The organism is Nocardia sp. NPDC055165, from assembly GCF_053606985.1.
In genome coordinates this window covers 345,103-364,545 of the sequence record NZ_JBSGSS010000004.1, presented here as the reverse complement: position 1 = coordinate 364,545, position 19,443 = coordinate 345,103, and the positions used below count along the sequence as shown (strand labels likewise).

The following is a 19,443-nucleotide window of genomic DNA, read 5'->3' as shown; positions in this document are numbered from 1 at the left end:
TCGGCCTTGTCGAGTGCGACAGTCATCGGTTCTTTCCTTCCGCGGCGCCCACGGTCTCCGACTCGCGATCGCCGTTGACGAGTTCTTCGGCCTCGTGCCCGGTGAGCGTCAGGAAGACGTCGTCGAGCGAGGGTCTGCGCAGGGCGACATCGTTGATGTCCACCTTGTGCTCGGTGAGCCTGCCGATGGCGGTGACCAGGTCCTGTGACCCGTCGGCGACCGGCACGATGAGCTTGCGCAGGCCGGGTTCGAGATGGATCTCGCCGTCGGCGAGCCCGCTCAGCACCTGCTGGGCGACGGCGAGCTGGTCGGCGGCGCCGACGGTGAGCTCGATCCGGTCGCCGCCGACGAGGGCCTTGAGTTCGTCGGCCGTGCCGCGGGCGATCACCTTGCCGTGGTCGATCACCGCGATCGAATCGGCGAGGCGGTCGGCCTCGTCCATGTACTGGGTGGTGAGCAGCAGGGTGGTGCCGCCGGCGACCAGCTCCTCGATGACGTCCCACAGGTCGAGCCGGGCACGCGGGTCCAGACCCGTGGTCGGTTCGTCGAGGAACAGCACCGGCGGGTTGGCCACGAGGGCGCCTGCCAGGTCGAGGCGCCTGCGCATACCGCCCGAGTAACCCTTCACCGGCCGGTCGGCCGCGTCGCTGAGGCGGAAGCGGTCGAGCAGTTCGCGGGCCCGCTCCTTACTTCGCTGGGTGCCGAGGTGGTAGAGCCTGCCGACCATTTCGAGGTTCTCGAAACCGGTGAGGTATTCGTCGACGGCGGAATACTGGCCGGAGGCGCCGATGCGCGAGCGCAGGGCCTGTGGGTTGCCGAGCACGTCGATACCGGCGACGGTGGCGGTGCCCTCGTCGGGTATCAGCAGCGTGGTGAGAACGCGAACAGTCGTGGTCTTTCCCGCGCCGTTGGGGCCGAGAAGCGCGGTGACGGTACCTTCCGGAACGGACAGGTCGAGTCCGTCGAGGGCGACGAGCTGCCCGTACCGTTTGACCAGACCCTCGGCGACGATTGCGTCGGGCATGATTCTCCTGAAGTCGTGGTTGGCGATGCTGTGCCCAGTATTGCCCTACCCACCGACAAGTCGCATCCCAAATTTCCGCGCGACCGCAAGTCAGATGTACACAATTGTTCGACATGCCGACGTGTCGCGACACGCGGCGAATCGGACTGATTTTCTGTCTCCCGACACGAACAAGAGCGCCTGTTCGCTGGACGGTCGCCACACGCGAGACGAGAACATGTTCACCGGCGATTCCGCGTAAAACCTTGCGTACCAGCCGATTCCGATGTTCGTAAGACACCTGACAGGTACCGGGAGCGCGCACCGGCCGATCGCCGCACCCCGGACCACCGCCGACACCCGCACCGGCACCCGAAAAATCTCGTGAACTCGCCCGGTGCGCGTACACGAATTCCGCGCGTATCGCGTAGGATCGTTCAGGTCGGCCCCTCCCCCCCGGGCCGACCCTACGCGGGCCTCGGCTAACTCCCCCCCTTCGCCGAGGCCCGCTCCCCATTTTCCGGCAAGGTCGCAGCTCGGCAGATCAGCCGAAGCGCACCGCAACGCCGGGCGTCACAGTCCGGCCACGTTCCGGCGATCACCCGGCAACCAGGGTTATCGTCGGCCCATGGTGCCTGGTCACGGTGCGATCGCCGGGGTCGTCCTCTCGATGACGATCCTCGTTGGTTGTAGCGGATCCACCGACGACACGCACACCACTACGACGACCACCGCCGAGCTCCCCCCGAATCAAGTCGCCGGCGTCGCCCTGCCCGCCGACGCGGTCGGCAAAGCCGTCGGGCAGCTCGACGAACTGGTGGGCTCGCTGATGGACTCCAGCCGCATTCCCGGCATGGCTGTCGCCGTGGTCCATGGTGGAAAGACCTTGTACGCCAAGGGTTTCGGTGTTCGCGCGGCAGGCACACCCGACAAGGTCGACGCCGACACCGTCTTCCAACTCGCCTCGGTGTCGAAGTCGCTCGCCGCAACCGTCGTGGCCAACCAGGTCGGCGCGGACACGATCGAGTGGACGACCCCGGTGGTCGCCCACCTCCCGTCGTTCGCGCTGACCGATCCCGCCACCACCGCCCAGCTCACCGTCGGCGACCTGTTCGCGCACCGCAGCGGCCTGCCCGATCACGCGGGCGACCGGCTCGAAGACCTCGGCTACGACCAGGCGGCGATCTTCGACAAGCTGCGCCTCGAGCCCCTCGACCCCTTCCGGATCACCTATCACTACACCAACTTCGGGCTCACCGCCGGCGCCGAAGCCGTGGCCGCGGCGGCCGGGAAGGATTGGGCCCAACTCTCGTCGGATGCCCTCTACACGCCACTCGGCATGCGCGACACCAGCTCTCGCTTCGACGACTTCCTCGCCCGGCCGAATCACGCGGTGGGACACGTGAACATCGACGGCGACTGGGTGGCCCGCTACGTGCGCGACCCCGACCCCCAGTCCCCCGCCGGCGGGGCGAGCTCCTCGGTGAACGATATGGCCCGCTGGCTCACGATGCTGCTCGGTAACGGCACGGCGGGCGCGACAACCATCGCCCCGCCCGAAGCGCTGCTGCCCGCCGTCACACCCCAGATCGTCTCGGCGCCGCCCGCCTCCCCCACCGCGCGGGCGGGCAGCTACGGGTACGGCTTCAATGTGTCGGTCTCCGCGGCCGGGCGCACCGTCACCAGCCATTCCGGCGCCTTCGGCCTCGGCGCGGCGACCAACTTCCTGGTGATCCCGTCCGCCGACGTGGCCATCGTCGCGCTGACGAACGCCGCGCCGCTCGGCATCCCGGAGACGTTGACCGCCGAGTTCGCCGACCTGGTGCAGTTCGGCGAGGTGCGCGAGGACTGGCGCGGCCTGTACCGCGACGCTTTCGCCGCCATCGACGATCCGGAAGGCGCCCTGTCCGGTCAGCCCGCCCCGGCGAATCCTGCCCCCGCACAGCCGCTACCGACCTACGAGGGCAGCTACGACAGCGCCTATTGGGGACCCGCCACGATCGTCGCGACCGATAACGGCTTGCGCCTGACCATCGGCCCCGAGCAGCGGACCTATCAACTCCGGCACTGGGACGGCGACACCTTCGCCTTCGACCTGAGCGGCGAGAACGCCCCGCCCGGCAGCGTCACCTCGGCACGGTTCGCCGACGGCACTCTGACCATCGACTACTTCGACGAGAGCGGTCTCGGCACGTTCACCAGAACAAAATGACGCAGCACCAGAGCGAAGTGACACAGCACCGGAACCAGTCGATCAGGCGAGGTTGCGCCACGCGGTCGCCAGGCGCGCCGCCCGCACCTTGCCCGCGACCCCGAGCAGCGGCGCATCACGCTCCCAGCGCTTCCTGACCTCCGGATCCACCGGCGCCCACAGCGGCTCCAGTTCGGTACGCAGACCGGTCAGCCGATCGAAGATGCCGCCGAGCGCGATGTGCACACCCGGGGAGCTCGGGTCCTCGGCACCGACCCCACGCACCGCCGCAAACAGCGCCAGCAGCTGTTCTACGGGCTCCGCGGGCCACTGCGCTAGCCGGGCGACCCGAACGAGCTGACCGAGCACAGCGGCCAGCACATGCAGGTCCTCGACCGTCCGGAACGGCTTCAGGTAGTCGGCGTAGCCGTCACCGGGCAGCAGCTCGCCCGGCGCGGCATCGAAGACGACTTCCGCGTGTGGGATCTCCGGCGCGAACGGCAGCGTAGGCAGCGGCGTCACCGCCGCGGACGCACCGGCGCCGACGAGCACGGCGCGCAGCAGCGGCCTGCCGTCGGGCTGGGTGCCGGAGCGGGCGATCACCAGGAACCGATCGGCGAACGCGCCCAGCGTGGCGAAGGATTTGGTGCCGCTGACGGTGCCGTCCTCGCGCACTGTTGTCGTCATCGTCGACGGTCGCGCACCGGCGCCCTCGGTCGCGCACATCGAGGAGAGCTCGGCGGAATCGAGCGAGGGAACCAGCGCGTGCAGGGCTTCCTGATAGCCACCGAGGAAGGCGGGACCTGTTCCCGCGCCGTCGAATCCGGCGATCGCGGCCCGATCGAGCGAACTCGCGAACCCGGCTGTCCTGGTGCGGTGTCGCGCCCAGTCCGCCGCGAAATCAGCCGAAACGGCGTCGGCGGGAGTGGTGGTGAGAAGAAAATCGAATACCGAGGAATTCACAGATGTGGAGCCTAGGGGAATCGAACCCCTAACCCCTGCCTTGCAAAGGCAGTGCTCTGCCAATTGAGCTAAGGCCCCTTACCGGTCATCGACCGGTTGGCAACCCGAAATCAGCGGGTGGTGACCTCGCGCCAGAGGTCTGCGTCGTCGCGCTTGCGGAATTTGTTGACACCGATGAGAACGGCGATCACAACACCGACCATGAGGACAATCTTCATGATTCCCACCCTACTGTGCTGTTCGGGAGTGGGCCTAGGAGGACTTGAACCTCCGACCTCTTCGTTATCAGCGAAGCGCTCTAACCGCCTGAGCTATAGGCCCGAACTCGTTTCGATCCCCGCCGGAGCAGTGAACCGCAACGAGAAACGAGGTTACCTTACCTGCCTGCCGATAACCAAAACGGCCGGTCAGACCCAGTTTCCTGGGACCGACCGGCCGTACCGGAAACCTGCTCCTAGTCGGGATCGGCCAGGGTTATCTGGATGCCGCCGACCAGATCGCAGCACTGGTTGTAGATGAACACGCCGACCGTGGCCAGCGCGGTGAACAGCACCACGTTGATCAGGCCGATCACACCCGCGTAGCCGAACACCGTGCCTGCGTCGATCAGGCTCGACGAGCTGCCCTCCTGGTTCAGCATCTCGCCCAGCGAGTTGTCCAGGTTGTCCCACACGCCCATGCCCGCCAGCACGATGTAGAGCAGGCCGACGGCCAGCATCCACACGAAGAACAGCGCGACACTGATCACCAGGGTGATCTTCAGGGTCGACCACGGGTCGATCCGGCGGATCTGCACGGTCGCGCGTAGTGGCTCACCCGACGCGGCAGCCGCGATGGCCACCGGCACCGCGGGCGAGACGCTGCCCGCCGCGGCTGCCCGCGCGCTCGGCCCCATGTTGTGCTGGGGCTGCGGCGCCATCGGCAGCCCGGGCGGCGCCACCGGCGCCTCGGGTGCCGGGTGGCGCACGTCGGACAGGTCTGGCATGTCCTTGACCAGCTCCGGACGCGCGATGCTGCGGGTCGGCCCGTCGATCCCGACGGACTTCACCATCGCCGCTTCCTTGCGAGCCGCCTTGGCCGCCAGGTCGGCAGTGGTGCGGGCATTGGACGCCCCACTGCCCTTGAGACCGCCGCCGCCCGGTGCCCCGGACGAAGGCCGCCCCTGACTCGGCGATTCGCCGGGCCGGTACAGGTTCGACTGCGGTTCACGCTGCGGAAGCTGAGCCCACCCGTCCTGGTAGGGCGAGGATTTGCTGCCCTTGCCGTCGAACGAATCGGTCCCGGCCGCACCGGATTCCGGCGCCGCGCCCTCGGCCGGACCGCCCTGGCGTGGGATCGGCCGCGGCGGGATCGGAGACGTGGCGATCCGCTCGGTGACGCCGTTGGTCTGGTTCCGATCGTCGTTCGACTGATTCGGTGTGGTCAATGGAATCCTCAGATCCGTTCGTTGCCGCCGCTATTTGGTGTGTTACTCCGAAGCCACGTCGCCGAGGAGCTGATCGGGATCGGGCTCGTCGGCGTTGCGCGCGATCGCTAGCAAGGTATCGCCATCCGCGAGGTTCATCAATCGCACGCCCTTGGTCTGGCGTCCGGCCTTACGAACCTGCTTGGCTGCGGTGCGGATGACGCCACCACTGGAAGTGATCGCGTACAACTCGTCCTCGTCGTCGACGATGAGCGCACCCACCAGGCTGCCACGCTTCGGATCGTATTGGATTGTCAATACGCCTTTTCCGCCACGTCCCTGCGCGGTGTACTCCTCGATCGCGGTCCGCTTCGCGTACCCGCCGGCCGTCGCGACCAGCAGATATGTCTCCAGACGCACCACATTGAGCGAGAGCAGCTCGTCGTCGGTGTTGAAGCGCATACCCTGCACGCCGGAGGTGGCGCGGCCCATCGGACGCAGCGCCTCATCGGTCGCCGCGAAGCGGATCGACTGACCGTGCGCCGAGACCAGGAGCAGGTCATCGTCGGACGAGCACAGCACCGCACCGACCAATTCGTCGTCATCGCGCAGGTTCACCGCGACGATGCCGCCGGAGCGGTTGGAGTCGAAATCGGTGAGTTTCGACTTCTTCACCAAACCCGCGCGTGTCGCGAGCACGAGGTACGGCGCGTCCTCGTAGGTCTTGAGCTGAATGATCTGGGCGATCTTCTCGTCCGGCTGGAAGGCGAGCAGGTTGGCCACGTGCTGACCACGCGCGGTCCGGTTGGCCTCGGGCAGCTCGTACGCCTTGGCCCGGTAGACGCGGCCCTTGTTGGTGAAGAACAGCAGCCAGTCGTGCGTGGACGACACGAAGAAGTGCTTGACGATGTCGTCCTGCTTGAGACCCGCGCCCATCACGCCCTTGCCGCCGCGCTTCTGCGAGCGGTAGAGGTCGGTCTTGGTGCGCTTGGCGTAGCCGGTCTCGGTGATCGTGACCACCACGTCTTCGCGGGCGATCAGATCCTCGTCGGCGACGTCACCGTCGGCGGCGATGATCCTGGTCCGGCGGTCGTCGCCGTACTTCTCGACGATCTCGGCCAGCTCGTCGCGCACGATCGCGCGCTGACGCTCGGGCTTGTCGAGAATGTCCTTGTAGTCGGCGATCTCGATCTCGATCTTGGCCAGATCGTCGATGATGCGCTGACGTTCCAGGGCCGACAGGCGACGCAGCTGCATGTCGAGGATGGCGGTCGACTGGATCTCGTCGATGTCGAGCAACTGCATCAGGCCGGTGCGCGCGGTATCGGTGTTGGCCGCGCCGCGGATCAACGCGATGACCTGGTCGAGCATGTCCAGTGCCTTGACCAGGCCGCGCAGGATGTGGGCCCGCTCCTCAGCCTTGCGCAGCAGGTAGCGGGTGCGCCGCACGATGACCTCGAGCTGGTGATTCACGTAGTAGCGAATCATCTGATCCAGCCGCAGCGTGCGCGGGACACCGTCGACGATCGAGAGCATGTTCGCGCCGAAGCTGGTCTGCAGCTGGGTGTGCTTGTAGAGGTTGTTCAGCACCACCTTGGCCACCGCGTCACGCTTGACCGTGACCACGATGCGCATGCCGACGCGGTCCGAGGACTCGTCGTGGATATCGGAGATACCCGCGATCTTCGCGTCCTTCACCTGCTCGGCGATGGAGTTGACGAAGTTGTCGGTGTTGACCTGGTACGGCAGTTCGGTGATGACGATCGTGGTGCGGCCACGCGCGTCTTCCTCGATCTCCACCACACCGCGCATGCGGATGGAACCGCGGCCGGTGGTGTACGCGTCGTGGATGCCCTGGCTGCCGACGATCAGACCGTGCGTCGGGAAGTCGGGGCCCTTGACCCGTTCCATGCAGGCGGCGAGGGTGGATTCCTCGTCGGCCTCGTAGTTCTCCAGCGCCCAGTAGATGGCGTCGGCCAGCTCGTTGAGGTTGTGCGGCGGGATGTTGGTGGCCATGCCGACCGCGATGCCGTTGGAGCCGTTCATCAACAGGGCGGGCACGCGGGCAGGCAGCACGGTCGGCTCCTGCGAGCGACCGTCGTAGTTCGGGACGAAATCGACCGTCTCGGAGTCGATATCGCGCAGCATCTCCATCGCGAGCGGCGTCAGGCGGCACTCGGTGTAGCGCATGGCGGCCGCGCCGTCGTTGCCGCGGGAACCGAAGTTGCCCTGGCCGTCGACCAGCGGATAGCGCAGCGACCACGGCTGAGCCATGCGCACGAGGGTGTCGTAGATCGACGAGTCGCCGTGCGGGTGGTAGTTGCCCATGGTCTCGGCGACCGGGCGCGCGGACTTCACGTAGCCGCGGTCCGGGCGGTAGCCGTTGTCGTACATCGCGTAGAGCACGCGACGGTGCACCGGCTTGAGGCCGTCGCGCACGTCGGGCAGCGCACGGCCGACGATCACGCTCATCGCGTAGTCGATGTAGCTGTTCTGCATTTCGGTCTGGATATCGACCGGTTCGGTCCGGTCGCCCGCACCGCCGGACGGGGGCAGCGTGGTCTCAGTCATCAAATCTCCTTCGAGGGGCCGACATGCGAGCGGGCGCGCCTATCAGGCGCAGCGCCGCTTACACATCGAGGAAACGGACGTCCTTGGCATTGCGGGTGATGAAGCTGCGACGCGCCTCCACGTCCTCGCCCATCAGCACGGAGAACAGCTCGTCGGCCGCGGCCGCGTCGTCCAGCGTCACCTGACGAAGCACCCGCACCGAGGGATCCATCGTGGTCTCCCACAGCTCCTTGGCGTTCATCTCGCCCAGACCCTTGTAGCGCTGGATCCCGTCGTCCTTGTTGATCTTCTTGCCCGCGGCGAGCCCGGCCTCGACCAGCGCGTCGCGCTCACGGTCGGAGTAGGCGAACTCGGGATCGGACCGCATCCACTTGAGCTTGTACAGCGGCGGCTGCGCGAGGAACACGTGACCGTGCTCGACCAGCGGACGCATGAAGCGGAACAGCAGCGTGAGCAGCAGCGTCGCGATGTGCTGGCCGTCCACGTCGGCGTCGGCCATCAGGATGATCTTGTTGTAGCGCAGCTTGGCGATATCGAACTCGTCGTGGATACCGGTGCCGAACGCGGTGATGATCGACTGGACCTCGTTGTTCTTGAGGACGCGGTCGATGCGGGCCTTCTCGACGTTGATGATCTTGCCGCGCAGCGGCAGGATCGCCTGGTACATCGAGTCGCGGCCCGACTTCGCCGAGCCACCGGCGGAGTCACCCTCGACGATGTAGATCTCGCACTTGCCCGGGTCCTTCGACCGGCAGTCGGCCAGCTTGCCCGGCAGTCCGCCCAGGTCGGTCGCCGACTTGCGACGCACCAGCTCGCGCGCCTTACGGGCGGCCATGCGGGCCTGTGCCGAGGACACCGCCTTCTGCACGATGGTCTTCGCGTCGGCCGGATTGGCCTCGAACCAGTGCTGCAGGTGCTCGTTGCAGGCACGCTGCACGAACGACTTGACCTCGGTGTTGCCGAGCTTGGTCTTGGTCTGGCCCTCGAACTGCGGCTCGCCGACCTTGACGCTCACGATGGCGGCCAAGCCCTCGCGGATGTCGTCACCGGTGAGGTTGCCGTCCTTCTCCTTGAGGAGCTTCTTCTCCTTGGCGTACTTGTTGACCACCGTGGTGAGCGCCGCGCGGAAGCCCTCTTCGTGGGTGCCGCCCTCATGGGTGTTGATCGTGTTGGCGAAGGTGTGGACCGACTCGGAGTAGCCCGAGTTCCACTGCATCGCGACCTCGAGCTCGTGGCCGGTGCCCTTGACCGTGTAGCCGACGACCGAGTTGTGGATGGCCGACTTGGTGCGGTTGATGTGGCGGACGAAGTCCACCAGGCCGCCCGGGTAGTGGTAGGTGCGGGTCTTCACCTTGTGCTCGACCGCTTCGGCGGCGACCTCCTCGGCGTGCTTGGGCGCCTCGGCGGTCTCACTGACCACTTCGTCGGTCACGTCGCCGACGGCGACCCGCTCGTCGGTGAGCTTGATGGTGAGGCCCTTGTTCAGGAAGGCCATCTCCTGCAGGCGCCGCGCCACGGTCTCGAAGTTGTAGGTCGTGGTCTCGAAGATGTCGGGATCGGCCCAGAATCGCACCGTGGTGCCGGTGACCTTGGTCGGCTCGCCCTGCGCCAGCTTGCCGGGCTTGGCGTCCTTGTAGGTCTGGGTCCAGTGGTAGCCGTCGACGTCGATCTCGACCTCGACCTTGGTCGAGAGCGCGTTCACCACCGAGATACCGACACCGTGCAGACCACCCGACACCGCGTAGGAGTCGGAGTCGAACTTGCCACCGGCGTGCAGCTGGGTCATGACGACCTCGATCGTGGGCACACCCTGTGCGTGCATCCCGACCGGGATACCACGGCCGTCGTCGATCACCTCGACGCCGCCGTCGGCGAGCAAGGTCACCTCGACCTTGGTGGCGTAGCCGGCCATCGCCTCATCGACCGAGTTGTCCACAACCTCCCAGATGAGGTGGTGCAGACCGCGTTCACCGGTGGAACCGATGTACATGCCAGGGCGCTTGCGCACCGCCTCGAGGCCTTCGAGGACCGTGATGGAAGAGGCACCGTAGCCTGAATTGTTGCCCGATGCGTTGGAGTCGTTGGCAGCCACTTCTCGGTAGCTCTCCTTACTTGCTGATCCCTGGCGCAGCGATCCGGGCAGCACGCGCACGGCTCGGAAAGAGCCATCGAATATCACGGACTGCACAGCACGCGCCGAGGGTTCGCCGCTGGTTACGTCACCATCCTACTGGTAAGCCCAACTTACAGTGCACCTACGACACCCCTGGCTTCGCCGTGAATGCAAGAAATCGTCCGACCGCGAGGCGGTTCCGCCTCCTCGGGTATTTTGCCGGTCGTAGGCGCGAATAGAGTATGTCCTCGGACCGGCTGCCGGGACGCGTGAGATTTGTGGGGGTTCCCGGGGAGTTACCCGTGTCCGCGCGGGATCAGATGTCGCCTCCGAAGTTATCCACAGGCTCTATGCACATGTCCACAACTTGGCGCCTGAGAGCGACGCGGGCGCAACGGATCTCGCTCCGGTCACCGCGCGGCTACCCGTAGGTGTCGCGCGGGCCGCGGCCCTTGATGTGGCGATCGCCCTTGCGCCAGCTCGGCGCGGCGGGGCCGGTGATGCGCAGCGACGTCACCACGCCATGACCGACCGCGGCATTGATCTTGGCCAGGATCTGGCTCTGCAACATGCGCAGCTGGGTGGCCCACGCGGTGGACTCGGCGGCGATCTTGAGCACACCGTTCTCCAAGGTCACCGGAGTGGCGTGGGAGGCGATGTCCTCACCGACCACCCGCGGCCAGCTGCCGAACACCGTGCCCTCGGCTACCTTGCCTGACCAGCCACGATTCTTCGCGAGCGTGCCGCTGAGCGCACCGAGGAGCTGGGGATCACGGGCATCGGGACCCGACCCGGACCAACCACTGCGGCGCCTGCCACCGGCCCGCAGCTTGCGTACCGGCGAGGCCCTGCCCTGCCCCACGGACTTGCCGCTGGCCTTGGCCGCGGCCCGCGCCTCTTCCAGCGCCCGGCGGGCCAGATCGATGCCGCGCAGCTCCGGTGCGGGTTCTTCCGGCACGGGTTTCCGCCTTCCGGTGTCGAGGGTGGCCGAGTGTGGATGGAGTCTACGCCGGGGCGCCGACGGGCTCGTCGAGCACCGATCCGGCATATATCCAGCATGTTGCCGGTTTTCCACAGGGGCTGGGGATAACTATCGCGATCTGTGCATATCTTCGGCGTGTTGGACGACTTCGGGGACGATCTGTGAGGTACGCCGGTCCGCCTCGCCGGTCGTGTGCACACGCAACGGTTCGGCGGCCAGTTCCGACGGCACGTCCTCGGCCACCGCGGCCGTGATCAACACCTGCTCGGCACCCGCGGCCACCTCCGCGAGCGCGGTGCGCCGCCGGCGGTCGAGCTCGGCGAACACGTCGTCGAGCAGCAGCACCGGTTCGGAACCTTCTCCGCGCAACAGCTCGAACGAGGCCAACCGCAGCGCGAGAGCGAACGACCAGGACTCCCCATGACTGGCGAATCCCTTCGCCGGTGCGCTGCCGAGCAGTAACTCGAGATCGTCGCGATGCGGGCCGACCAGACAGACCCCGCGATCGAGTTCCCGGTTCCTCGCAGCGGCCAGCTCGCGCAGCATGATCTCGTGCAGCAGCTGTGCGTCACCGGCCGCGGGCACTCTGGCCGGATCGAGGAGTTCCGGTGGGAGATACCCGGAGCGGTAAGTGATTGCGGCAGGACGTGATTCGGGTGCGATCGACCGATATGCCTGGGACAGGTGGGGATACAGGTCGTGGACCAGGCGCAATCGTTCGGCGAGCAGCACCGCCGCATGATCGGCGAGGTGCCCGTCCCACACGTCGAGGGTGCCCAGATCGGCACGTGAACGCGATTGGCGCCCAGCTGTTTTCAACAGCGCCGAACGCTGCCGCAACACCTTGTCGTAATCGGCGCGCACACCGGCGAGCCTGGGCAACCGGGCTGTGGACAACTCGTCGAGGAACCGGCGCCGCTCCCCCGGATCCCCACGCACCAGCGCCAGATCCTCCGGCGCGAACAACACGGTCTGCAGAATCCCCAGGATCTCGCGCGAGCGGCGCACCGGCGAGCGATTGATCTGCGCGCGGTTGGCGCTGCCCGCCTTGAGTTCCACATCCACGCGCAGTTCCCGCCCGGTGTTCACCACGGTGGCCCCGATCCTGGCCTGGGTGGCGCCCATCCGGATCAGCGGCGCGTCGGCGGAGACCCGGTGCGAGCCGAGCGTCGCCAGATAACCGACGGCCTCGAGCAGATTCGTCTTGCCGTTGCCATTTGCTCCCAGGAGCACCGTGCGCCCTGGGGACAACTCGAGATCGGCGTGTTCCCACGAACGGAAATCACGGACCGACAGCTCACGGATGAACATGTAGGCCTAGCCGCCCCTGCCTGCTCAGCCGGGCAGCCGGACCGGCATCAACAGGTAGATGTACTGGCTCTCCAGCGCCGCGAACGCACCCGACTCGAGCACCTTGGGCTCCTCGTCGGAGGCGGGCAGCAGCACCGCCGGACGGCTGGGCGTGGTGAACCCGAACGTGACCCGGTCGGTGTGCAGCGCGGCCAGGCCCTCGGTCAGGTAGCCGGGGTTGAACGCGATGGTGAGCGGTTCGCCGCGGAAATCGGCTTCCAGCCATTCCTCGGCCCGGCCCGCATCGTCCCCACCCGCCGACAGCAGCACGCCGTCTGTGGAGAACTCGAGCCGCACCTGGGCACCGCGCTCGGCCACCAGGGCGACACGCTTGATCGCCTCGGACAGCACGGCGACGGGCAGGGTGGCGATGGAGGTGTGCTCCTTGGGGAGCAACTGGCGGAACTTGGGGAATTCCGCGTCGAGCAGTCGGGTGGTGGTCCGCCGGCCGCCGTTGACGATGCCGAGCAGGCCGTCGGCGCCGCCACCACTGCCCAGCGACAGCTGGACCGGGGCCTCGGCGGCACCGAGGGTCTTGGCGGCCTCGGACAGCGTGCGCGCGGGAATGAGCACCGCGGTCTCGATATCGGAGCGGGTCGGGTTCCACTGCAAGTGGCGCACAGCGAGTCGGAAACGGTCGGTGGCGGCGAGCACCACGTCGTTGCCCTCGATCTCGACCCGGATGCCGGTGAGCATCGGCAGGGTGTCGTCACGGCCCGCGGCGACGGCGACCTGGCCGACCGCCTCGGCGAACACGTCGACGGTGAGTTCACCGGTCTGCTGCGGCACCTCGGGCAGTTGGGGATAGTCCTCGACCGGCATGGTCGGCAGCGAGAACTTCGCGCTGCCACAGGCGATGAGCACACGGGTGCCGTCGACGGAGACATCGACCGGCTTGTTCGACAGCGACTTGGTGATGTCGGCGAGCAGGCGGCCCGAGACCAGCACCTGGCCGGGACCGGCGACCTCGGCCGCGACACGCATCTGCGCGGAGACCTCGTAGTCGAACCCGGAGACCGTCAGGCCGTTCTCGTCGGCCACCAGCAGCACACCGCCCAGAACAGGCACCGGAGGCCGGGACGGGAGACTGCGCGCCACCCAGGCCACCGATTCGGCGAAGTCCTCTCGGGCGACCCGAAACTTCATGCTCGCAAGCTCCATCGCCCGATTTGTCCTCTCCGAGTTTCGAATCCGTGTGCGGGTGTGTGTCAGCGGAGTTGAACTGCTGTGTCGGCCGCGCATTGAGTCTCGCACAACCGACCGACAACCAAACGGTACCCGTGCAGTGCGCGAACTCCGCATCGACCCTCCCGGTCGATTCCCGCTCGTCGAACCACTCCGCTCCTCCTTGGCTGTCTGTGAGTGAACGACCGCTCGACTCGAGCCTCCCCAACCGAGTTTCCACACACCCTGTTTTAAAAGAGTTCTCTCTAGAAGGAGAACTGAAGTAGTAGTAGGCACTGTGGAATCTGTGGAATTCGCCCGAATCCGCAGGTCAGAGCGCTTGATGGCATGGGGATGGCCTTGGGGTGACTCGAGGATGAATCAGCGGTGGCTGTGGAGGCGTGAAGTTGTCCCCATTCCATCCTCGAGTTGTCCTCGAGTTGTTCCACCGGATTCACCCAGTTGTTCACACGCCGGGTCAGCCTGGTGGCAACGGTGTGGATTCCTCGAGGACTCCACAGGGACTCCTCGAGGAATCCACAGGCCGGATTCGGTGACGCCGCAGGTCACCGCTAGTGCACAGGTGTTAGTGGAGCGTCTTGTGGATGATGTGGACAACTGCCTGTGCATGAACGCTGCACACCCTCGCCCAACACCCTGTGCACCGACCGGTGCACAAAGGTGTGGATTCCTCGAGGAATCCACAGGAATTCCTCGAGGAATCCCCAGGGCAAAAAAGAACACCGCCCCAGGTCAGGGCGGTGTTCCGGGTTGGGGATGAAATCAGCGGGAGCGCTGTTTGATTCGGGCTGTGAGTTCTTGGACCTGGTCGTAGACCCGACGGCGCTCGGTCATCTCCTTGCGGACTTTTTTCTCCGCGTACATCACCGTGGTGTGGTCTCGACCGAACGCCTGCCCGATCTTGGGCAGCGACAGATCGGTGAGCTCGCGGCACAGGTACATCGCGATCTGCCTGGCTTGCGCCAGCGGACGCGCCTTACCCGGGCCGGTCAGCTCCTCGAGCGTGGTGTTGAAGTACTCGGCGGTGACAGCCATGATCGTCGCCGCGTTGATCTCCAGTGCCGCCGTGTCGGGCATCAGGTCGCGCAGCACCACCTCGGCCAGCGAGAGGTCGAGCGGCTGACCGTTGAGCGAGGCGAACGCCGTCACCCGGATCAGCGCACCCTCGAGCTCGCGGATATTGCGCTCCACCCGGCTCGCGATCAGCTCGAGCACGTCGTGCGGGACATCGAGCCGGTCCATCCGCGCCTTCTTGCGCAGAATCGCGATGCGAGTCTCCAGCTCAGGCGGCTGCACATCGGTGATCAGGCCCCACTCGAAGCGAGTCCGCAGCCGTTCCTCCAGGGTGGCCAGCTGCTTGGGCGGGCGGTCCGAGGACACCACGATCTGCTTGTTCGCGTTGTGCAGGGTGTTGAAGGTGTGGAAGAACTCCTCCTGGATGCCTTCCTTGCCCTCGATGAACTGGATGTCGTCGACCAGCAGGATGTCGGTCTCGCGGTAGCGCCGCTTGAACGCGACCTTGCGGTCGTCGCGCAGGCTGTTGATGAAGTCGTTGGTGAATTCCTCGGTCGAGACGTACTTCACCCGCATGCCGGGGAACAGCCGCTGTGCGTAGTGACCCGCCGCGTGCAGCAGGTGGGTTTTACCCAATCCCGAAGCGCCCCAGACGAACAGCGGATTATAGGCGCGCGCAGGCGCCTCCGCGATGGCGACCGCGGCAGCATGCGCGAACCGGTTGGACGCGCCGATGACGAAGGTCTCGAACGTGTACTTGGCATTGAGACTGGCCGACGAGGAGGACTGCGGCGGCGCCTCGGGCGACTTGCTGAAATAGGTCGGCCAGTTGTTGCGGTTGCTCACCACGGGTTCGTCGTCGGCCGGCTGCGCGCCGGGCTGACCGGGGAACGGCTTGTCCTGGCCCTCGGCGCTCGGTTCCTCGGCACGAGCGGCAACGGGCTCTTCGGACGGCCTGCCGCGGTTCGGCGCGCGCTGCGGCGCCGGGTCGGGAGTGAACAGCGACTCCTGGCCGGAGTGGTCGCGACGCGGTGCCGCGGCTTGCTCGCGGCGGGCGGGCGGTGCGGTCTCGGGGACTCGCTGGTCCGGACGCGCGCCACGGAACTCACCGCGCCCACCGAACTCGGCGCCGGGATAGTCGGGGACGGGGTACGCCCCAGTCGGCTCGAAATCGGTGCCGGGGAACTCGTTGCGGTCGCCCTGGTACTCGGCAGGCTGGCCGAAATCGGACGGTGCCTGCTGGTATTCGGGCTGCTGGCCGTATTCCGCGGGCGGCTGCTTGTACTCCGGCTGCTGGCCGTACTCCGGCGGTGCCTGCTGGTATTCGGGCTGCTGGCCGAATTCCGACGGATTCTGCTGGTACTCCGGCTGTTGCTGGTAATCGGGCTGTTGCTGCTGGTACTCCGATTCGGCCGGGTACTCGCGGTGCCCCGCGTAGTCGTTGCGCTCGCCGTACTCGCCGGCCTGCCCCGGGTACTCACGGCCGCCGTAGCTGCTCGGGTACTCGCCGTTGGCCGGATAGTCGGGGGACGACTGATAGTCGTTGCCGTACTCGCCACCCTGGCCGGGGTACTCGCCCGCGCCGTAGCGCGGCCTGCCGTACTCACCACGGGTGGCGTAATCGGGAACACTGAAATCGGGACCGGGATAACCGGCGGGTGGGCGCACCTGCTCGCGCGGACGCTCCGGCCTGCTCGTCATCCTGGCGTGCCGGGGCGAACTACCGGCCCGCTCCCCCGCGGCCGGGCTCGGCGCGGCGATGCGCACCCCGAGTCCTTCCACCTGGGGACCCAGCCGACGGCCGAGCGATCGCAGGATCGGCTCGCGCAGATCACGCTCGATCGCCTCCTGTGCCAGCGAGGACGGGACCGACAGCAACGCGAAACCCTGCGCGACGGTGAGCGGCTTCACCAGCTTCAACCAGGCCTGCTGTGCACGACTCACCGCGGGGATGGCGCCGTCGGCAGAGCCGGTGGTGAGCTCGGCAACCACCTCCGGCCACACTGTGGCCAGCACGTTCTGCTCGTCGTCCATACAGCGTCCTCCCCGGACCGGTTTGTTGGGGCCCACGGCCTTCGCGCACGCCGGAAAGCACCTGTGAACAGGTGTAATCCAGTGATCCTGCGTACAACCGAAGCCGGTTCGAACGCTGTGGCCCGGTAATTCGGACTGCGGCGCGGGCACCGACGGCCTTACGAATATGCCACTGCGGCCGTCTGTCCACATAATTATCCACAGATGTGGACAAACCTGGGGATAAAGGAATTCTGCCAGCGTGTGGCAGTGAATGGGGCTGGACCTGCGGTTCTTCAGCAATCCCCCGGCTACAGAGGCTAGCTGGCCGCGCCGCACAACGCCAGGGGTGTGGAAGAACTCACGAAAAGTGGCCGCATGCGTCACTGCGGCCCGGGCGTGTCGTGCCTGGTCGGGCCAGACCTCTGGTCCGTTCGGGCGTCCGGTAGCCTTGACCTGTGCCGGTGACAGGTACGTGGGGGCCGAGTTTGACCCGTTCCTTCGGGATAAGTACCCTCGTACAGTCACCCCTTGGCGCGGTTGGCGGCTGTCTGCTGCACATCGATCGCCAAGGCAATCTGTGCGTAGACCGCGGTCCGCAGCGCAGACAAATCATTTGTACAGACTTCGGGCGCCGAATGGTGCCCACCTACTACAGGAGTGTTGACCGTGGCCAAGGGCAAGCGGACGTTCCAGCCGAACAACCGTCGTCGGGCGCGCGTCCACGGCTTCCGTCTCCGGATGCGGACCCGTGCGGGCCGCGCCATCGTTGCGGCGCGTCGCCGTAAGGGCCGTACCGAACTGACTGCCTGATCGCGCGTAGTCGGACGCTCGGGTGTTGCCTGAGCCGTATCGGTTGCACCACCGTGCCGAATTCTCCCGCACGGTGCGCCGCGGTCAGCGAATCGGGAGGCGAGATCTCGTCGTACACGCGCTCACGCACGCGTACGACGATGTCGCCGACGGCGATTCTCTGGTCCGCGTAGGTGGTCCTCGGTTCGGACTGATTGTCAGCAAGGCGGTGGGAAACGCGGTGGTTCGCCACCGGGTGGCCCGCCGCCTGCGTCATATGTGCGCCCAGGTGGTCGATGAACTGCCGGTCGGCACCGATGTCGTGATCCGGGCACTGCCCGGCGCCGCCAACGCCGATTCCGCCGAGTTGCTGCGCCAGCTGCGCACCGGCCTGCGCAAGCTCGGCTTGCGCGGGGAACCGGAGCTCGCGCTCGGTCGCACCTCGGCCGGTGAACGGCGATGAGGACCCTCACCCGCCTGCCCGCGAAAGCCCTGATCGCCCTGATCGAGCTCTACCGGACCTATGTCTCCCCCACCCGAATGCCGATCTGCCGGTTCACCCCCACCTGCAGTGAGTACGCGGTGACTGCCTTGCGTACCCGCGGGCTGGTCGTCGGATCGGCCCTCACGGTCGTGCGGCTCGCGAAATGCGCGCCCTGGCACCCTGGAGGGTGGGATCCCGTGCCAGAGCGCGGGTCGAATGCCTGCACAAAGTCATCGCCCGCGCTGATCGGCGATACGAACGACGGGAGTACCTAGAGCCGTGCTCGACATCATCTATTGGCCGGTATCCGCAATTCTGTGGTTCTGGCACAAAGCCTTCGGCTTTGTGTTCGGGCCTGACAGCGGTCTCACTTGGGCACTGGCGATCGTGTTCCTCGTGTTCACGCTGCGCCTGGTGCTGTACAAGCCGTTCGTCAAGCAGGTACGCACAACCAAACAGATGCAAGAGCTGCAGCCCCAGATCAAGGAGCTGCAGAAGAAGTACAAGAACGACCGCGAGACCATGGCGAAGGAGATGCAGAAGCTCCAGAAGGAGCACGGCTTCAACCCGCTCATGGGCTGCCTGCCCGTCCTGGTGCAGGTGCCGGTCTTCCTCGGTCTGTTCCACGTGCTTCGTTCGTTCAACCGAACCGGCACCGGCTGGGGCCAGGTCGGGATGTCGAACTATGACAACGCGCATACCGCGAACTACATCTTCAGCGCGGCCGACGTCCAGTCGTTCCTGAGTGCCCGTATCTTCGGTGCGCCGATCGCGGCGTTCATCACCGCGCCGCCCGAGCAGCTGGAAGCCTTCGCGGACTGGGGCGGTACGCCCACGAAGCTGAACATCGCTCTCGTCGCCGTGCCGCTGATGATCATCGCCGGTCTGGCGACCCACTTCAACGCCCGCGCCTCGGTGCAGCGGCAGACTCCCGAAGCCGCCGCCAACCCGCAGGCCGCCATCATGAACAAGCTGTCGCTGTGGGTCTTCCCGCTCGGCGTGATGGTCGGTGGCCCCTTCCTGATGATCGGCATCCTGCTCTACTGGGTGGCCAACAACATCTGGACCTACGGACAGCAGCACCTGGTGTTCGGCCGGATGGAAAAGGAAGACGAAGAGCGTAAGCAGAAGAAGCTGGAGCTGCGGTCGCAGAACGCGCCCAAGCCCGGTGCCAAGCCGGTCGACGTCCGCAAGAAGCAGGACGCCCCGGCCGTCGATGACGAGCCTTCGGTGAACGGCACCGCGGCGACCAACGGCACCACTCCTAAACAGTCGGCCAAGCAGGGCGGTGGCAAGCGCAGGCCCGGCGGGCAGCAACGGCCGGGTAACCGTGGCCGTGCGAACCAGAAGCGTAAGCGCTGAGACGCGATCGGATAG

Annotated in this window: 15 protein-coding genes and 2 tRNA genes; 5 read left to right on the top strand and 12 right to left on the bottom strand. The window is 66.6% G+C overall.

Annotation, left to right across the window (positions count from 1 at the left end; genetic code table 11):
* Window positions 1-22: 22 nt before the first annotated feature.
* Window positions 23-1,024 (bottom strand): ATP-binding cassette domain-containing protein, encoded by a 1,002-nt coding sequence (locus ACWFRF_RS11065; protein WP_378989383.1) that lies wholly within the window; start codon window positions 1,022-1,024, stop codon window positions 23-25.
* A gap of 607 nt (window positions 1,025-1,631) precedes the next feature.
* Between ACWFRF_RS11065 and ACWFRF_RS11060 the strand changes: the two genes are divergently transcribed.
* A complete protein-coding gene (locus tag ACWFRF_RS11060) occupies window positions 1,632-3,215 on the top strand; it encodes a serine hydrolase (protein ID WP_452449762.1) in 1,584 nt (527 codons plus the stop codon).
* A gap of 42 nt (window positions 3,216-3,257) precedes the next feature.
* Here ACWFRF_RS11060 and ACWFRF_RS11055 read toward each other — a convergent pair whose 3' ends face one another.
* The 11 genes from ACWFRF_RS11055 to dnaA form a co-directional block, all read right to left on the bottom strand.
* Window positions 3,258-4,157 (bottom strand): acyl-CoA dehydrogenase family protein, encoded by a 900-nt coding sequence (locus ACWFRF_RS11055; protein WP_452449761.1) that lies wholly within the window; start codon window positions 4,155-4,157, stop codon window positions 3,258-3,260.
* A 5-nt stretch (window positions 4,158-4,162) separates the two neighbouring features.
* Window positions 4,163-4,235: transfer RNA gene (locus tag ACWFRF_RS11050), tRNA-Ala, on the bottom strand.
* A 32-nt stretch (window positions 4,236-4,267) separates the two neighbouring features.
* The gene (locus ACWFRF_RS11045) at window positions 4,268-4,375 is read right to left on the bottom strand and encodes a DLW-39 family protein (protein WP_214516728.1); all 108 of its coding nucleotides are present in this window, start codon (window positions 4,373-4,375) and stop codon (window positions 4,268-4,270) included.
* Window positions 4,376-4,404: 29 nt separating this feature from the next.
* Window positions 4,405-4,478, bottom strand: a tRNA-Ile gene (locus ACWFRF_RS11040).
* Window positions 4,479-4,611: 133 nt separating this feature from the next.
* Window positions 4,612-5,583 (bottom strand): DUF3566 domain-containing protein, encoded by a 972-nt coding sequence (locus ACWFRF_RS11035; protein WP_378989380.1) that lies wholly within the window; start codon window positions 5,581-5,583, stop codon window positions 4,612-4,614.
* Window positions 5,584-5,625: 42 nt separating this feature from the next.
* Window positions 5,626-8,133 (bottom strand): DNA gyrase subunit A, encoded by a 2,508-nt coding sequence (gyrA, locus tag ACWFRF_RS11030; RefSeq protein WP_378634601.1) that lies wholly within the window; start codon window positions 8,131-8,133, stop codon window positions 5,626-5,628.
* Between the two features lie 58 nt (window positions 8,134-8,191).
* Window positions 8,192-10,225, bottom strand: coding sequence for a DNA topoisomerase (ATP-hydrolyzing) subunit B (gene gyrB / locus ACWFRF_RS11025; RefSeq protein ID WP_378989379.1), 2,034 nt, complete (start codon window positions 10,223-10,225; stop codon window positions 8,192-8,194).
* Window positions 10,226-10,667: 442 nt separating this feature from the next.
* Window positions 10,668-11,204 (bottom strand): DUF721 family protein, encoded by a 537-nt coding sequence (locus ACWFRF_RS11020; protein ID WP_245914449.1) that lies wholly within the window; start codon window positions 11,202-11,204, stop codon window positions 10,668-10,670.
* Between the two features lie 132 nt (window positions 11,205-11,336).
* Window positions 11,337-12,539, bottom strand: coding sequence for a DNA replication/repair protein RecF (gene recF / locus ACWFRF_RS11015; protein ID WP_378989378.1), 1,203 nt, complete (start codon window positions 12,537-12,539; stop codon window positions 11,337-11,339).
* Window positions 12,540-12,563: 24 nt separating this feature from the next.
* Window positions 12,564-13,739 carry a DNA polymerase III subunit beta gene (gene dnaN, locus ACWFRF_RS11010; RefSeq protein WP_378634611.1) on the bottom strand — a complete coding sequence of 392 codons (1,176 nt, stop codon included), beginning with the start codon at window positions 13,737-13,739 and terminating at the stop codon, window positions 12,564-12,566.
* Between the two features lie 786 nt (window positions 13,740-14,525).
* On the bottom strand, window positions 14,526-16,811 hold the full coding sequence (gene dnaA / locus ACWFRF_RS11005) for a chromosomal replication initiator protein DnaA (protein WP_452449757.1): 2,286 nt from the start codon (window positions 16,809-16,811) through the stop codon (window positions 14,526-14,528).
* 648 nt (window positions 16,812-17,459) lie between these two features.
* On the opposite strand from dnaA, the gene rpmH reads away from it, so the two are divergent.
* The 4 genes from rpmH to yidC are packed head-to-tail and all read left to right on the top strand — an operon-like array spanning window position 17,460 to window position 19,428.
* Window positions 17,460-17,603 carry a 50S ribosomal protein L34 gene (gene rpmH, locus ACWFRF_RS11000; RefSeq protein ID WP_082843828.1) on the top strand — a complete coding sequence of 48 codons (144 nt, stop codon included), beginning with the start codon at window positions 17,460-17,462 and terminating at the stop codon, window positions 17,601-17,603.
* 22 nt (window positions 17,604-17,625) lie between these two features.
* The gene (gene rnpA / locus ACWFRF_RS10995) at window positions 17,626-18,045 is read left to right on the top strand and encodes a ribonuclease P protein component (RefSeq protein ID WP_379314668.1); all 420 of its coding nucleotides are present in this window, start codon (window positions 17,626-17,628) and stop codon (window positions 18,043-18,045) included.
* On the top strand, window positions 18,042-18,341 hold the full coding sequence (gene yidD, locus ACWFRF_RS10990) for a membrane protein insertion efficiency factor YidD (protein WP_101465063.1): 300 nt from the start codon (window positions 18,042-18,044) through the stop codon (window positions 18,339-18,341). Before rnpA ends, yidD begins: the two co-directional genes overlap by 4 nt.
* Window positions 18,342-18,345: 4 nt before the next feature.
* Window positions 18,346-19,428 carry a membrane protein insertase YidC gene (gene yidC, locus ACWFRF_RS10985; protein ID WP_378989376.1) on the top strand — a complete coding sequence of 361 codons (1,083 nt, stop codon included), beginning with the start codon at window positions 18,346-18,348 and terminating at the stop codon, window positions 19,426-19,428.
* Window positions 19,429-19,443: the final 15 nt, after the last annotated feature.

Coding starts and splice junctions, on each gene's coding strand:
- ACWFRF_RS11060 (WP_452449762.1), top strand. CDS start 1,632: ATGGTGCCTGGTCACGGTGCGATCGCCGGGGTCGTCCTCTCGATGACG.
- ACWFRF_RS11045 (WP_214516728.1), bottom strand. CDS start 4,375: ATGAAGATTGTCCTCATGGTCGGTGTTGTGATCGCCGTTCTCATCGGT.
- ACWFRF_RS11065 (WP_378989383.1), bottom strand. CDS start 1,024: ATGCCCGACGCAATCGTCGCCGAGGGTCTGGTCAAACGGTACGGGCAG.
- yidD (WP_101465063.1), top strand. CDS start 18,042: ATGAGGACCCTCACCCGCCTGCCCGCGAAAGCCCTGATCGCCCTGATC.
- recF (WP_378989378.1), bottom strand. CDS start 12,539: ATGTTCATCCGTGAGCTGTCGGTCCGTGATTTCCGTTCGTGGGAACAC.
- gyrA (WP_378634601.1), bottom strand. CDS start 8,133: ATGACTGAGACCACGCTGCCCCCGTCCGGCGGTGCGGGCGACCGGACC.
- dnaA (WP_452449757.1), bottom strand. CDS start 16,811: ATGGACGACGAGCAGAACGTGCTGGCCACAGTGTGGCCGGAGGTGGTT.
- dnaN (WP_378634611.1), bottom strand. CDS start 13,739: ATGGAGCTTGCGAGCATGAAGTTTCGGGTCGCCCGAGAGGACTTCGCC.